Here is a 13,686-nt window from a genome sequence, read left to right on the forward strand (position 1 = left end):
TTGCTGCAACGCACAAATGCAGTGCACTTTGTACACAATGCCGCAAAAACATTGTGTACAAAGTTGGCACAGGCTTTGCGTAAGCCTTGGCATGAACGCCACCACCCCACTGCAGGCCGCGGCCATCGAGGTCGTAGGACTGAGCAAACGCTACGCCCAGGGCAAGCCTGCCGTGGACAACATCAATCTGCGCATTGCCAGCGGCAGCTACTGCTGCCTGCTGGGCCCTTCGGGCTGCGGCAAGAGCACCACGCTGCGCATGATTGCGGGGCACGAGTCGGCCAGCAGCGGCGACATCCTGCTGGAGAACCGCAACATCACCGACCTGCCCGCCGCCGAGCGCGGCACGGCCATGATGTTCCAGAGCTTTGCGCTGTTCCCACACCTAAGCGCGCTGGACAACGTGGCCTTCAGCCTGAAGATGAAGGGCGTGGACAAGCTGGAGCGCCACGCCAAGGCGCAGGACCTGCTGCAGCGCGTGGCCATGGGCCACCTGGCTGACCGCAAACCGGCCGAGCTATCCGGCGGCCAGCAGCAGCGCGTGGCCCTGGCCCGTGCCCTGATCACCCAGCCGCGCGTGCTTCTGCTGGACGAACCGCTCTCCGCGCTCGACCCCTTCCTGCGCATCCAGATGCGTGCCGAGCTGCGCCGCTGGCAAAAAGAGCTGGGCCTGACCTTTATCCACGTGACCCACAGCCAGGAAGAGGCCATGGCCCTGGCCGACACCATGGTGGTGATGAACCACGGCGTGATCGAGCAGGTAGGCAGCCCGCACGAGGTCTACAACAAGCCCGCCAGCGAGTTTGTGGCGCGCTTCATGGGCGGCCACAACGTGCTGCACACGCCCGAGGGCAAGATTGGCGTGCGCACTGACCAGATGCAGGTCACCCCCGCCACCAGCGCCAACACCGATGCCCCGCACACCAAGCGCGCCGTGATCACCGACGTGGAGTACCAGGGCACCTATGTGCTGCTGGGCCTGCAAAACCCCGGCGTGGCCCACACCGCGCACACCACGGCCGAGATCTCGGTGATGGTGTCCGAGGCCACCTTTGCCCAGCGGCCCTACGCCGTGGGCGAGACCGTGCAGCTGAGCTGGGCGCCCGGCGCTGCACACCCACTGGCGTACTGAGCCCCCCCTGAGTTCCCCCTGTCTTCGCAAGAAGTTTTTAACCCCCTCCCGCACTTTCCTAAGGAGTTTTCCCATGGCTGACGATCTGAAAGACACCCTCTCCACTGCCGCACCCATGCAACGCCGCAGCCTGCTCAAAGGCACCGCCGGTATCCTGGCCGCGGGCGTGTTCCCCGCCGTGCACTCGGCCGATCCCATCGTGCTGCGCTACCTGGGCACCGCGGTAAATCAGGACAAGGCGATTGCGGAAAAGTTTGAAAAAGACACCGGCATCAAGATCCAGTACGTGGCCGTCACCACCGACGACGTGACCAAGCGCGCCGTGACCGCGCCCAACAGCTTCGACCTGATCGACTCCGAGTACTTCTCGCTCAAGAACATCGTGCCCACGGGCAACCTCAAGGGCATCGACACCAAGAAGATCAAGAACGCCGACAAGATCACCAGCCTGTTCACCACCGGCATGGTGGCCGGCAAGGCCGTGGGCGACCAGGGCACCGCGCCCAAGAAGGTGATCTACCTCGAAGGCGAAAAGAGCAAGGTCTTCGCCAAGAGCCCCACCCAGTACATGAGCCTGATCCCCACCGTGTACAACGCCGACACGCTGGGCATCCGCCCCGACCTGATCAAGCGCCCCATCTCCTCCTGGGCCGAGCTGCTGAACCCCGAATTCAAGGGCAAGGCCGCCATCCTGAACATCCCCTCCATCGGCATCATGGACGCCGCCATGGTGGTGGAAGCCATGGGCCTCTACAAGTACCCCGACAAGGGCAACATGACCAAGAAGGAAATTGATCTGACGATCAAGACCCTGATCGAAGCCAAGAAGGCTGGCCAGTTCCGCAGCCTGTGGAAAGACTTCAACGAGTCCGTCAACCTGATGGCCTCGGGCGAAGTGGTGATCCAGTCCATGTGGTCGCCCGCCGTGACTGCTGTGCGCACCAAGGGCATTGCCTGCAACTTCCAGCCGCTCAAAGAAGGCTACCGCGCATGGGCGTCCGGCTTCGGCCTGCCCGCCACCCTGTCCGGCAAGAAGCTGGACGGTGCCTACGAGTTCATCAACTGGTTCCTGGACGGCTGGGCCGGTGCCTACCTGAACCGCCAGGGCTACTACAGCGCCGTGCTGGACACCGCCAAGGCCAAGATGGAAGCCTACGAATGGGCCTACTGGATGGAAGGCAAACCCGCCACACAAGACATCAAGAGCCCGAACGGTGATGTGTTGGCGAAGAAGGGCGAAAGCCGCGATGGCGGCAGCTACGAGCAACGCATGGGTGGCATCGCCTGCTGGAACGCCGTGATGGACGAAAACGCCTACATGGTCCAGAAGTGGAATGAATTTGTGGCTGCTTGATAGCCCCGCATAGGAAGTGAAAACACCATGAGCGCACCTTCAGCACCCTCACTTCCGGCGGCGTCTGCCCCGGGCCGCACGCTTGCGGCCTGGTGGCAGGCCTTGCCGCTCACCACGGTGTTTGCGCTCTTCTTTTTGATTCCATTGGCCCTGGTGCTGATGGTGAGTTTCTGGGACTACAACCAGTACGAGATGCTGCCGGGGTTCACGTTCAAGAACTACGTGGCCATCTTCGACGGCTGCCTGTCGCGCAACGAGGCGGGGGACCTGTGCGTCACCGTCAAGACCTACCTGTCCACCTTCAAGTTCAGTGTGCTGGTGTGGTTGCTCACGCTGGTCATCGGGTTCACGGTGTCGTATTTCCTGGCCTTTCACGTCAAGTCCAGCGGTGTGCAGGTGGTGCTGTTTGTGTTGTGCACCATTCCGTTCTGGACGTCCAATGTGATTCGCATGATCGCCTGGGTACCGCTCTTGGGGCGCAATGGGTTGGTCAACGATGCGCTTGCCACCATGGGCTTCGTCGACAAGCCTGTTGAATGGCTGTTGTTCTCCGATTTTTCTGTGGTGCTGGCCTTTGTGCACCTGTTCACCACCTTCATGATCGTGCCCATCTTCAACAGCATGATGCGCATCGACCGCAGCCTGATCGAGGCCGCCAGCGACAGCGGCGCCACCGCCTGGCAAACGCTGTGGAACGTCATCGTGCCGCTGTGCCGCACCGGCATCATCATCGGCTCCATCTTCGTCATCACCATCGTCATGGGCGACTTCGTCACCATCGGCGTGATGGGCGGGCAGCAGATCGCCTCGGTGGGCAAGATCATCCAAGTGCAAACGTCTTACCTGCAGTTCCCGCTGGCCGCTGCCAATGCGGTGGTGCTGCTGAGCCTGGTGCTCATGATCATCTGGGCGCTGACCCGCATGGTCGATATCCGCAAGGAGCTCTGAGATGCAAACCAAAGACCGCTCCGCCACCTTCTGGTTCCTGGCCCTGTTCTTCGCGGCCTATGTGCTGTTCCTCTACGGCCCCATGCTGGTCATTGTGGTGCTGAGTTTTCAGGGGCCTGAGGGCGGGCTGACCTTCCCCATGCGCGGCCTATCCCTGCACTGGTTCCACAAGCTGGCCGAGGGCCTGGGCGTGGTGGACATTGGTGCCGCGCTCTACCGCTCGCTGGGCCTGGGCCTCACGGTCATGGCCTTCACCATCGTGTTCTCGGTGCTGGCGGGTCTGGCGTTCCGCAAGAAGCTGCGTGGCGGCCACCTCCTGTTCTTCACCGTGGTGGCCAGCCTCATCATGCCGTCCATCATCGTGTCGCTGGGCATTGGGCTGGAGTTCCGCCTGCTCGACGGCGGCATCAAAAAAATGCTAGAGGCCTTTGGCATGGATGGCGTGCTGGAGAACTACGGCACGGCGCTGGGCATCTACACCTCGGCCCTGGGCGCGCACCTGACCTGGACCTTGCCCTTTGGCCTGCTCATCATGTTTGCCATCTTCAACCGCTTCAACCCGGCCTATGAAGAGGCAGCGCGCGACCTGGGTGCCACGCCATGGCAAGGCTTCCGCCATGTGGTGTTGCCGCTGATTGCGCCGTCTGTGGTGGGCATTGGCATGTTCGGCTTCACGCTGAGCTGGGACGAGATTGCCCGCACCTCGCAGGCCATCGGCGATGTGAACACGCTGCCGCTCGAGCTACAAGGCCTCACCACCACGGTGACCACGCCCTCCATCTACGCGCTAGGCACCGTGACCATGGTGGTATCGTTTCTGGTGATGGGACTGGCCGTGGGCCTGTCCAAACTGCTGGCCAAGAAGCCAGCCAACCGGCGGACTGCATGACTGATTTTGTCGCTCTGACAGAAAACGAGATTTACGAGCGCATGGTGGCCACCATCTTGGACCACCGTCTGCCTCCGGGTACCAAGCTCATTGAAGAAAAACTGGCCAGCGCGTTTGGCGTCTCCCGCACCCGCGTGCGGCCCGTGCTGGTGCGCCTGGCCAACGAGCAAATCGTCACCCTGACACCCAACCGTGGCGCCACTGTGGCCCAGCCTACCGAGAAGGAAGCGCGCGAGGTGTTCGAGGTGCGCCGCATGATTGAGCCCACACTGATCGAGTGCTTCATCGCCAGCGCCACGACCGACGACATTGCCGTGCTGACCCAGTGCATCAACGACGAAGAGGCGGCACGCGCCGCGGGCGACATGCGCCGCGCCATCCGCCTCTCGGGCGATTTTCATTTGCACATTGCCAACGCTTCGGACCACCAGACGCTGGGCCGCATCCTGCGCGAGCTGGTGTCACGCACCTCGCTCATCCTCATGACTTACAGCAACAACCACGTGCAAGCGCGTGTGGAAGCCACGTCGTGTGGCTGTGCGGAACACCGTGCCCTGCTGGACGCGATTCGCCTGCGCGACCCGCGCGAGGCTGCACGCCTGATGCGTGAACACCTGGCGCAGTTAGAGACGCAGCTGCAGTTCACCGCTGCCGAGGACGTGGCACCCGACCTGGCGTCGCTGTTTGGTGGTGCGCCCACCGCCTCCTGAGTGGCCCATGCGCCAGCTGCTGGTCATCAACCCCAACACCTCGCACAGCGTTAGCGCGCTGCTGCAAACCCATGCGCAGGCCGCCGCGGGCCCGCAGGTGCGGGTCAACACCGTGACAGCCCGCTTTGGCGCCCCCTACATTGCCTGCGAAGCCAGCTATGCCGTTGCCAGCCACGCGCTGCTGGACCGCTGGGCCGTAGCCTTGCAGGACAACCCACAAGCGCCCGATGCCATTCTGATCGGCTGCTTTGGCGACCCCGGCCTGTTGGCCCTGCGCCAGGGCAGTGCGGCACCCGTCACCGGGCTGGCCGAAGCCGCATTCGCGGAAGCCGCTGCACTGGGCCGCTTTGCCGTGGTGACGGGTGGAGAGCGTTGGAAGCCCATGCTGGAGCGCCTGGCCTATTCGCTGGGCCACGCGCCTGCACTGGTCGGCATCCACACCGTAGCGCCCAGTGGCGCCGAACTGGCCAACGATCCACAGGCCGCCGTAGCCCTGCTGACAAAGGCCTGCCAGGAGGCCGCGGCGCAATGGCAGGCGCAGTCCATCGTGCTCGGTGGTGCGGGCCTGGCGGGGCTGGCCGCGCTGATCCAACCCCATGTGCACATTCCGGTGATTGACAGTGTGCTGGCCGGCACCCGCCACGCGCTGGCCCTGCCGCCCAGCCCCAACAGCGAGAACGGCTTTGACGTGCCTTGGTTCAACCTCGCACCCGAGCTGATGGCGCTGGGCAGCCGTAACAAGTTGCAGCAGGTGTAAGGCCTTGTAATTCGCGTCATCGCCCCGGTGTGCAGGGCGTTGAAAGCGCATAAACCGCCACCTCTGGCGGTACGGGCTCCGGCCCCTTTCACCGTATGAAGCACGCTTCTTCCCACACCACACGGTTTTCTACTGGCCTGGCCCGCACCCTGCGCGCGGGTACAGCCGCCCTGGGGCTGCTAGCCCTGGTACACACCGCCCATGCGAACGACTGGACTCCGCTTTTGGGTGGTGGCGTCGGTGCTGCCGCCGGCGCGGTACTGGGTCAGTCGGTAGGTGGCAAAAGCGGTGCAGTGGTCGGAGGTGCACTGGGCGGTGCAGCAGGCGCAGCGGTCACTACGCATGGCTCAGGCCGCAATGGTGCGGTCATTGGCAGCGCCGTGGGCGGTGCTGCTGGGGCGGCAGTCGGCCAGTCCGTAGGCGGTCGCAGTGGTGCGGTCGTAGGAGCCGGTCTGGGCGGTGCAGCGGGTGCGGGTGTAGGCCGCAGCGTGACCCAACACCAGCCGCAAGCCCGCGGCTACGGCCCCGGCGGGCACTACGAGCAGGCTAGCTACCGCCGCGACGACTACCGCCATGACTTTGGCCACCATTACCACCGCGGTTGGGACAAGCACCATCGCCACCATGGCCGCGGCCATGACCGCTACGACGACTAAGACTGACGCTGGCCCTTAGCCGCGCAGGGTCTGACCAAAAAAAGCCAAGGTCCGGTCCCACGCCAGTTGCGCGGCGGCCGCATCAAACCGCGGTGTGGTGTCGTTGTTGAAGCCGTGCTGCGTGCCTGCGTACTGGTAGGCGGTGTAGCGCACACCGGCGGCCTTGAGGGCGGCTTCATAGGCAGGCCAGGCCGCATTGATGCGCTCGTCCACTGCCGCAAAGTGAATTAGCAAGGGCGCCTTGACCTTGGCAGCGTCTTCTGGCGCCGGCAGATTGCCATAGAACGGTACCGCAGCGGCCAATTCCGGCAGGCGCACCGCCAAGGTGTGGGCCATGCCGCCACCGTAGCAAAAGCCCACCACGCCCAGCTTGCCCGTGCCTTCGGCATGTGCCAGCAAATAGTGCGACGCGGCCACAAAGTCTTCCCGCGTCTTGGTCTGGTCCAGCTTGGCAAACAGCTCTCGCGCCTTGTCTTCATCCCCCGGGTAGCCACCCAGCGACGTCAGCGCGTCAGGGGCCAACACCAGGTAGCCCGCCAGCGCCAGGCGCCGGGCGATGTCTTCGATATGAGGATTGAGCCCACGGTTCTCATGCACCACCAAAATGGCGGGCAGCTTGCCCGTGGCCTGTGCAGGCCGCACCAAATACCCTTTGATGCTGCCGTAACCCGCCAGTGCGGAAATGTCGACGGTGCGGGCGGTGATGCGCGGGTCGTCTTTGGGCACCACCTGGGCGGCCGCGAAATTGGGGCTTAGCGCGGCCAGCAGCCCCGCCGCTGTCACGCCCCCCACCGCAAATTTCTGGGCACGCTCCAGAAATCCTCGGCGGTCCACGGTGCCGTGCACGTAGGCATCAAACAGAATCAGCAGTTCTTGGTCAAAGTCCTGCGCGGTTTTGCGTTGCATGGGCTAGCCCCCCAAAAAAGAGGCCAGCTTAGCGGGAAAGCGCTACGCCGGTGTAACAGCACCTGTAACAGAGTTTTCGCCCAAGGCTACTTCACCGCCCAGCGCTTCCAGCAGGTCCGGGATCAGCTGCACCAGCTCGCCTGTAGCAATGGCCACGTCGGCATCAAAGTTGTCGTCTTTGCCATCGCCCGCGGCCTTGGCAGCTTCCTCGAACACGGTGTCCAAGAACGCAATCTTCTTGAGCTGCAAGGCCTCGGTCAGCACAAACGACACGCGGTCATTCCAGGTCATGGCCAGGCGCGTGGGCATCTTGCCCAGTGCGATGTGCTGGGCCACCTCATCGGTGTCCAGCGCATGGCGGGTGTAGCGCACCACGGCCTTGGATTCATCGGCCGCCTTCAGTTCGCATTCGCGGTCCACGCTGAAGTCCGGTGGTGCTTCCTGCGTGCCCAACCAGTGCGCCATGGCCGTGGCGGGTGCCAACTGCGTGTTGATGAGTTGGACGGCCAAGCCGTCCACCGCCTTGATCAGCGCGGTCATCACCTCGTCGGCCTTGGCCTGGCTGCCGGCATCCAGCACCAAACGTCCGGCCTTGGGATCGATCCACACCTGCACGCTGGACTGCTTGGTGAATGCCATGGGCAAGAGCGCCAAACGTGCGTCGTCGCGAATCTCGCGCGCTTCTTTTTTGCCAGGCTTGCGGCCCGTGGTGGCTTCAATGTGCTGCAGCTGCTCCTGCACCTTGCGCTTGACCACCGAGCCAGGCACGCTCTTGACCTCGATCATGAGCTTGAGCAGCCACTGGCCGCCAATGATCTCCACCAGCGGGCCGTTTGCCTGGCCGCGGGGTTCGGTCCAGCCGACCGACTTCTCCTGGCTGGCCCCACATTCGACGAACCGTGCGCCATCCAGCGCCTCTTCCAACTGCGCCTGCGTTGTCGACCAAGCCGACATCAGGCGGTACACCATCATGTTTTTGAACACTTTTGACCCATTTCTATAGACCCTGCATTTTCACGCAACTTTACAAACCCACATGGCGGCGCAATGGGGCGGATACACAGCCCTCGCACACTTGCTTTCAACCTGATGCGATACCCGCTGCAGGCAGATGACCAAAGGAACACATGATGAAACCCGCTTTCAAATCTCTCGTTATCGCCAGCCTGCTGGCTGGTGCCGGTTTTTCGGCCATGGCGCAAAAGCCCGCAACCGATGCAGCGACCGATGGCAAGCCCCGCATGGAACACCACCAGCGCATGGACCCTGCCAAGATGGAGGAGATGCATGCCAAGCGCGTGGCCGAACTCAAAACGAAGCTGAAGATCACAGCTGCACAAGAAGGCGCCTGGACCACCTTCACCGCCGCCATGAAACCACCAGCCCGTGGCGCCCAGCAACGCCCCGACCGTGCCGAGCTGGACAAGCTGAGCACGCCCGAGCGCCTGGACAAAGTCCGCGCCCTGCGCACCCAGCACATGGCCGACATGCAAGCCCAAATGGACAAGCGCGACGAAGCGACCAAGACGTTCTACGCCGTGCTAAGCCCCGAGCAGAAAAAACTGTTTGACGAAGAGCACGCCCGCATGGGTGGCCACCGGGGCGGCGGCGAGCGCAAATAAGCTCAGGCCAGTCAGGCGAGCAGCGTCTTGAGTTCGCCACTGGCAATCAGGGCCTGCACGTCGGTGGCACCACCTACCAGCGTGCCTTTGACAAACACCATGGGAAATGTGGGCCAGCCGGTCCACAGTTTCAGTGCCGTACGACGGCGCCAGGTGTTGAGGTAATTGCCGTATTCCAGGTAGGTGTAGGCCACGCCCGCAGCGTCGAGCGCCGCACGCGCCTTCTTGGGCATGGGGTTCAGTCCCATACCCACCACGACCACCGCATGCGCGGCGACGGCCGCTTGCACCTCCTGAACAATGTCCAGGTGGTGGGCGGCAATGCGTTCACGGATGGCGGGGTGGATATGGGATTCATCCAGAACGGGGCGGGGCATAAGCAATCCTCAAAGGGTTAGCTTTTTATTATGCGGTGGGCCTTTGATCTCCATCAAAATTTAGGGGCTGCTCCAGGTCTAGACTGGGTAGCATGGGTTCACCACCATGACCACCCCGTTTTCACCTCCACCCATCCGCACCATCACCCTGATGCGCCCTTTGGCGTGGTTGGGGCTGGCGTGGCATGACATGCTGCGTGCGGGTTGGGTGAGTTTTGCCCATGGCTTGGTGCTGGCCGCATTCGGAGCCGCCATTGTGGCGGTGGCACACCATCGCTTTTGGCTGCTGGCCGGCGCCCTCTCCGGCTTTCTGGTAGTGGCACCTGTGTTGGCCACCAGCCTATACGCCCTCAGCCGAGCGCTGGAGCGCAAGGAAACTGCAGACTGGCGGGTGGTAGCCAAGACCTGGCTGAACTGGCAAAACAGCCATTTCAACAAATGGGGCAACGACTACTGGTGCATGGTGCAGTTTGGCGCACTGTTGGCCCTCGCTGCCACTGGTTGGGTACTCACCTCTGCCGCACTGATCACCCTGCTGGCCCCCGTGCCAGTGAACACCCCGTTTGAGTTTGTGCACCACGTCGTGCTGGCGCCCGACAGCTGGCTGTTTGAGCTGTGGCTGGCACTGGGTGGCGTGCTGGCGGCGCCCCTGTTTGCGTCCAGTGTGGTTTCCATGCCTTTGCTGCTGGACCGCCGTGTCACGCTGATGCAAGCAGTACTGACCAGTTGGCGGACCATCTTGGCCAACCCGGTTCCCATGGCCCTGTGGGCGGCGCTCATCATGGGATTCACCTTGCTAGGCCTGGGGTCGCTGCTGCTGGGCTTGATCCCGGTGATACCCATGCTGGGCCATGCCAGCTGGCATGCCTATCGCGAGCTGGTCGATACGTCTGCACTGCCTGCCAGAGAAGGCTATTCCACTCCCTACGTCCGCCCCGGACAACGCTGATGTTTGGCTTTACCGAAGAGCAAATCGCCGGCTTTGGCCTCACCTTTGGGGTGGGCGGCTTTATGCTCTACATGCTATTCATCATTGGGCAGTTGGCGTGGGAATCCAAGGCAGGCAAATTCGGCACCTTTGTGCTGTTTCTGGGCTTGGCGTTTGGCATGGTGGGCTTTGCCGCCAAGTTCGTCATCCAGTGGGTGCTAACCCGCTAGAACCCACCACAAGTCAGCCAATGGGGCGAATGCCAATCAACAACCCATGCAGCACAAAGGCAAACAAAGCCCAGGCTCCCACACCCACCACCACCGTCACGCCCGTACCCTTGGCAGTACCCGCCGGGTAGGTGATGCCCAGGGCGCGGTCCCGTCTTCGGCAGGCAATGAAGTTGGCCACCGCCCACAGCAGAAACGCACCAAACAGCAGCACGTGGGCGAGATTGCCATTGGCCAGCAAGTGCGCCAGCGCCCAGGTTTTAACGGCCAGCACCATGGGGTGGTGCCAGCGCGCCTTGATGGCATTACCCGGAACATAGGCTGCAGCCAACAGCACAAAGGCCAGGAGCGTCAACAACGCCGCCAGATGGCGCATGCCCGCGGGTGGGGTCCACAGCACTACCGGGGTTTCGCGGGCCACGCCGAATCCCCAAACGATGAGCGCCAGGCCTGCGGCGGCCAGCAGGGAATACACGCCTTTGTAAGCGCCCTCGCCCCAGCGGGCCAATGCCTGGGTGCGCCAACTATCAGACACCATGCGCACCGAGTGCACACCCAAGAACACCAGCAAACCCAGTAACAAATAACCCATCACAGCCCCTTGGTTACACCGTCGCGCTTTAAGCGCCCAGCACCCGGTTTTTGCCTGCGCGCTTGGCCAGGTACATGGCCTGGTCGGCGCGGCGAATCGCATTGGCCGGTTCTTCATCCGCAGCCAGTTGCGCCACACCGGCGCTGAACGTAATCAACAGTTTTTCAGTACCCGCCAGGAAAAACCGCTTGGTGAGCTCGCGCTGCAAGCGGGTCATGGCCTCGATGCCTTTTTCCAGTGGCGTATCGGGCAACAAGATCACAAACTCTTCACCACCATAGCGGGCCAAGGTGTCTTGCGGGCGCATGCACTCGCGGGCCACCGCCGCCAAATGGCTCAGTGCGGCATCGCCCGTGGCATGGCCCAAGGTGTCGTTGAGCTTTTTGAAGTTGTCGATATCCAGCAAAGCCACGCTGAGGGGCAATTCCTTGCGGCGCACATGGGACACCTCGCGGTTCAAGGCCTCGTCCAGGCCCTTGCGGTTCAGGGCACCCGTCAACGGGTCGTGGCGTGCCTGCGAGCTGACACGGTCCAGTTCCTGGTGCAATCGGACCAACTCGGCTTCTGAATGGAGTGCACGGCTACGCAAGGCTTCCAGTTCCTCGCGCGAGGTCTGGCTTTCACGCGCCATATTGCGCGTGGTACCCACCACGTCTTTCAAGACCGGGGCAATGTCGGCCAAGGTCTTGGCTTGTTCGATCAAACGGGCACTTTCTTCCAGCTTCTGTTGAAAGGTGCCTGTGGACTGGCTCATCTGGGACAGGCGGTCAATAAAAGTCGCCACCATGGTGCGCATTTCTTCCTGCGTTTGCAGGGCACGCTGTTTCGCATCTTTTTGTTTAAAGATAACGTCTTTTAAACGCCGTTCAACATCATCTAAACGACGTAGTGTTAAAGGCGGGGTGGCGGCTTCCATCAGCGCGTCCATCTGTCCCTTGAGCCACTGCTCGTCCAGGCTCAGCTCGGCCACGTTTTCAAACACTAGGTGCAACAGCTTCAACAACGTCACCCGAATCTCGGCCTGGTCTTCGGCCGCAAACGAGAGACGGTGGCTGTAGTTCACCAGCATCAGTTTGATGGCGGTCACATCGGCGCCGGGCTGGCGCATGGCCTTGAGCAGGTTGTCCGTTTGTTCGTTGAAACGTGGATCGTCCGAACCGAGCGCAGGCAACGCGTATTCGATCAGTCGTCCCATCTGGCCCAGAAACTCTGCGGAAATAGCGCTGCCCACGGCAGGTGCTGCAGCCGCAACGACATTGAGTGCTGGCGCCGCTGCACCATCGCTTCCACTTCCATTAACGGGCACAAAACCGCCGTAGGCAATCAGTGCCGACTTCACGCCTTCCCAGTTCAGACGATCAATCGCATAGTCCAACAGTCCTTTTTGCTTTTGCTGGCCCGGTGTCTTGGCAGGCAGTCCCTGCGAAATGTCCCGCAGTATGTCTGCGGGGAAATGCGGCACATGGGGGATGCCGGCAATTTCGTTATAGAGGGCCAGGTAATTGGCAGGCGTAGGCGTCAGCTTGCGGGCGGTCAGTTGCTTCAGCGTTTCCCGGGCAATTTCAAATGCTTTTTTATCAGCCATAAACACCGTTTCAGGTAATTTTCAGGAACTCTTTGACCGCGTGTACCGTGCTTTGGGCATCCTCTTCCTGGGGCACATGCCCCAGCTGCTCAAAAACCACCAAGTGTGCACCCGCAATATCGGCTGCAAAGTGCCTGCCATTGTCCAACGGAATCAGTCTGTCCTGCGCGCCCCAAAGGATCAAGGTGGGCAACTTCAAGGTTTTAATCTGTTCCACATGGTCCCAGCGCATTTGCCCGAAGCGCTGGACCAGTGCCGCACGGTTGCCCGCCCGCAGCGTCAGCTCGTAATAGCGGTCTACCAACTCCGCCGTCACCTTGGCAGGGTCACCATAAACATTGCGCACGCTGCTCTGGATCACACCACGCGGCAGCGTGTATTCCATGAGGCTTCCCAAGACAGGAGCGCGTGCGAGCCGAAACCCGAGCGGCACCGATTGCGATTGCATGGGATAGCCGCCTGCGTCCACCAAAATCAGCTGCGTCACCCGCAGGGGTTGGGCCAAAGCAAACTCCCAGGCGATCTGCCCACCTAGGGAATTGCCGCCCAGCACCACGTGCTGCAGACCGAGGCTGTCCAACACCTGTTGCACAAACTGCACATAGGCGGCCATCGAATAGTCGTTCTGCGGATGCGGCCCAGTCAAACCAAAGGCTGGCAAATCAAAGCGAATCACACGCCGTGTGGCAGTCAGGTTCTGTGCCCAGCCGTCCCAGGTGTGCAGGCTGGCCGCCGTGCCATGCAGCAACACGATGGGGTTAGGGTCATTGCGCGGCCCTTCGTCACGCAAATGCACCTGCATGCCCGCTACCGACACAAACTGTGACGGTGCCCGGGCCCACCGAGCCGACAATTGCGCCACCGAACGGTCTGGTGCCCAAGTGGCAATGACACCCGCGAACACAAACACCAGCATCGCGATCAGCGACACACCCAAAATACGGACAGCAAGTTTCATGGGGCTGAACTCTACCTGTCTCCACCCCCACCGTGTCAAAGA

General features: G+C 62.1%; 16 protein-coding genes. 10 read left to right on the forward strand and 6 right to left on the reverse strand.

Annotation, left to right across the window (positions count from 1 at the left end; translation table 11 throughout):
- Positions 1-91: 91 nt before the first annotated feature.
- From J2X15_RS14035 to J2X15_RS14065, 7 genes are all read left to right on the forward strand, one after another.
- Entirely contained in the window at positions 92-1,132 is a 1,041-nt protein-coding gene (locus J2X15_RS14035; protein WP_310343889.1) for an ABC transporter ATP-binding protein, read from the forward strand.
- A gap of 73 nt (positions 1,133-1,205) precedes the next feature.
- Positions 1,206-2,486: an ABC transporter substrate-binding protein gene (locus tag J2X15_RS14040; RefSeq protein ID WP_310343890.1), complete on the forward strand. Its 1,281-nt coding sequence runs from the start codon at positions 1,206-1,208 to the stop codon at positions 2,484-2,486.
- A 27-nt stretch (positions 2,487-2,513) separates the two neighbouring features.
- Positions 2,514-3,434, forward strand: coding sequence for an ABC transporter permease (locus tag J2X15_RS14045; RefSeq protein WP_310343891.1), 921 nt, complete (start codon positions 2,514-2,516; stop codon positions 3,432-3,434).
- A 1-nt stretch (position 3,435) separates the two neighbouring features.
- Complete coding sequence (locus J2X15_RS14050; RefSeq protein ID WP_310343892.1) at positions 3,436-4,323, forward strand: ABC transporter permease; 888 nt, start codon at positions 3,436-3,438, stop codon at positions 4,321-4,323.
- Positions 4,320-5,033, forward strand: a complete 714-nt coding sequence (locus J2X15_RS14055; protein WP_310343894.1) for a GntR family transcriptional regulator — start codon at positions 4,320-4,322, stop codon at positions 5,031-5,033. The genes J2X15_RS14050 and J2X15_RS14055 overlap by 4 nt, the downstream gene beginning before the upstream one ends.
- Before the next feature lie 7 nt (positions 5,034-5,040).
- Positions 5,041-5,790 carry an aspartate/glutamate racemase family protein gene (locus J2X15_RS14060; RefSeq protein ID WP_310343895.1) on the forward strand — a complete coding sequence of 250 codons (750 nt, stop codon included), beginning with the start codon at positions 5,041-5,043 and terminating at the stop codon, positions 5,788-5,790.
- A gap of 95 nt (positions 5,791-5,885) precedes the next feature.
- Positions 5,886-6,446, forward strand: coding sequence for a glycine zipper domain-containing protein (locus J2X15_RS14065; RefSeq protein ID WP_310343897.1), 561 nt, complete (start codon positions 5,886-5,888; stop codon positions 6,444-6,446).
- 15 nt (positions 6,447-6,461) lie between these two features.
- Here the strand turns inward: J2X15_RS14065 and J2X15_RS14070 are convergent, their stop codons facing one another.
- On the reverse strand, positions 6,462-7,352 hold the full coding sequence (locus J2X15_RS14070) for a dienelactone hydrolase family protein (RefSeq protein WP_310343898.1): 891 nt from the start codon (positions 7,350-7,352) through the stop codon (positions 6,462-6,464).
- A gap of 42 nt (positions 7,353-7,394) precedes the next feature.
- On the reverse strand, positions 7,395-8,336 hold the full coding sequence (locus J2X15_RS14075; RefSeq protein WP_310343900.1) for a recombination-associated protein RdgC: 942 nt from the start codon (positions 8,334-8,336) through the stop codon (positions 7,395-7,397).
- Between the two features lie 146 nt (positions 8,337-8,482).
- Here J2X15_RS14075 and J2X15_RS14080 point away from each other — a divergent pair, with 146 nt between their 5' ends.
- The gene (locus J2X15_RS14080; RefSeq protein ID WP_310343903.1) at positions 8,483-8,974 is read left to right on the forward strand and encodes a Spy/CpxP family protein refolding chaperone; all 492 of its coding nucleotides are present in this window, start codon (positions 8,483-8,485) and stop codon (positions 8,972-8,974) included.
- A gap of 11 nt (positions 8,975-8,985) precedes the next feature.
- Here J2X15_RS14080 and J2X15_RS14085 read toward each other — a convergent pair whose 3' ends face one another.
- Positions 8,986-9,351: a glutaredoxin gene (locus J2X15_RS14085; RefSeq protein ID WP_310343905.1), complete on the reverse strand. Its 366-nt coding sequence runs from the start codon at positions 9,349-9,351 to the stop codon at positions 8,986-8,988.
- 106 nt (positions 9,352-9,457) lie between these two features.
- On the opposite strand from J2X15_RS14085, the gene J2X15_RS14090 reads away from it, so the two are divergent.
- Complete coding sequence (locus tag J2X15_RS14090; RefSeq protein ID WP_310343907.1) at positions 9,458-10,300, forward strand: DUF2189 domain-containing protein; 843 nt, start codon at positions 9,458-9,460, stop codon at positions 10,298-10,300.
- A complete protein-coding gene (locus J2X15_RS14095; protein WP_310343909.1) occupies positions 10,300-10,509 on the forward strand; it encodes a DUF2788 domain-containing protein in 210 nt (69 codons plus the stop codon). Before J2X15_RS14090 ends, J2X15_RS14095 begins: the two co-directional genes overlap by 1 nt.
- A gap of 13 nt (positions 10,510-10,522) precedes the next feature.
- Here J2X15_RS14095 and J2X15_RS14100 read toward each other — a convergent pair whose 3' ends face one another.
- The 3 genes from J2X15_RS14100 to J2X15_RS14110 are packed head-to-tail and all read right to left on the reverse strand — an operon-like array spanning position 10,523 to position 13,644.
- Positions 10,523-11,101 carry an NnrU family protein gene (locus J2X15_RS14100; RefSeq protein ID WP_310343911.1) on the reverse strand — a complete coding sequence of 193 codons (579 nt, stop codon included), beginning with the start codon at positions 11,099-11,101 and terminating at the stop codon, positions 10,523-10,525.
- A 28-nt stretch (positions 11,102-11,129) separates the two neighbouring features.
- Complete coding sequence (locus tag J2X15_RS14105; protein WP_310343913.1) at positions 11,130-12,686, reverse strand: GGDEF domain-containing protein; 1,557 nt, start codon at positions 12,684-12,686, stop codon at positions 11,130-11,132.
- A 10-nt stretch (positions 12,687-12,696) separates the two neighbouring features.
- Positions 12,697-13,644: an alpha/beta fold hydrolase gene (locus tag J2X15_RS14110; RefSeq protein WP_310343915.1), complete on the reverse strand. Its 948-nt coding sequence runs from the start codon at positions 13,642-13,644 to the stop codon at positions 12,697-12,699.
- Positions 13,645-13,686: the final 42 nt, after the last annotated feature.

Source organism: Rhodoferax saidenbachensis (assembly GCF_031457975.1).
GTDB classification, from domain to species: domain Bacteria; phylum Pseudomonadota; class Gammaproteobacteria; order Burkholderiales; family Burkholderiaceae_C; genus Allorhodoferax; species Allorhodoferax saidenbachensis_A.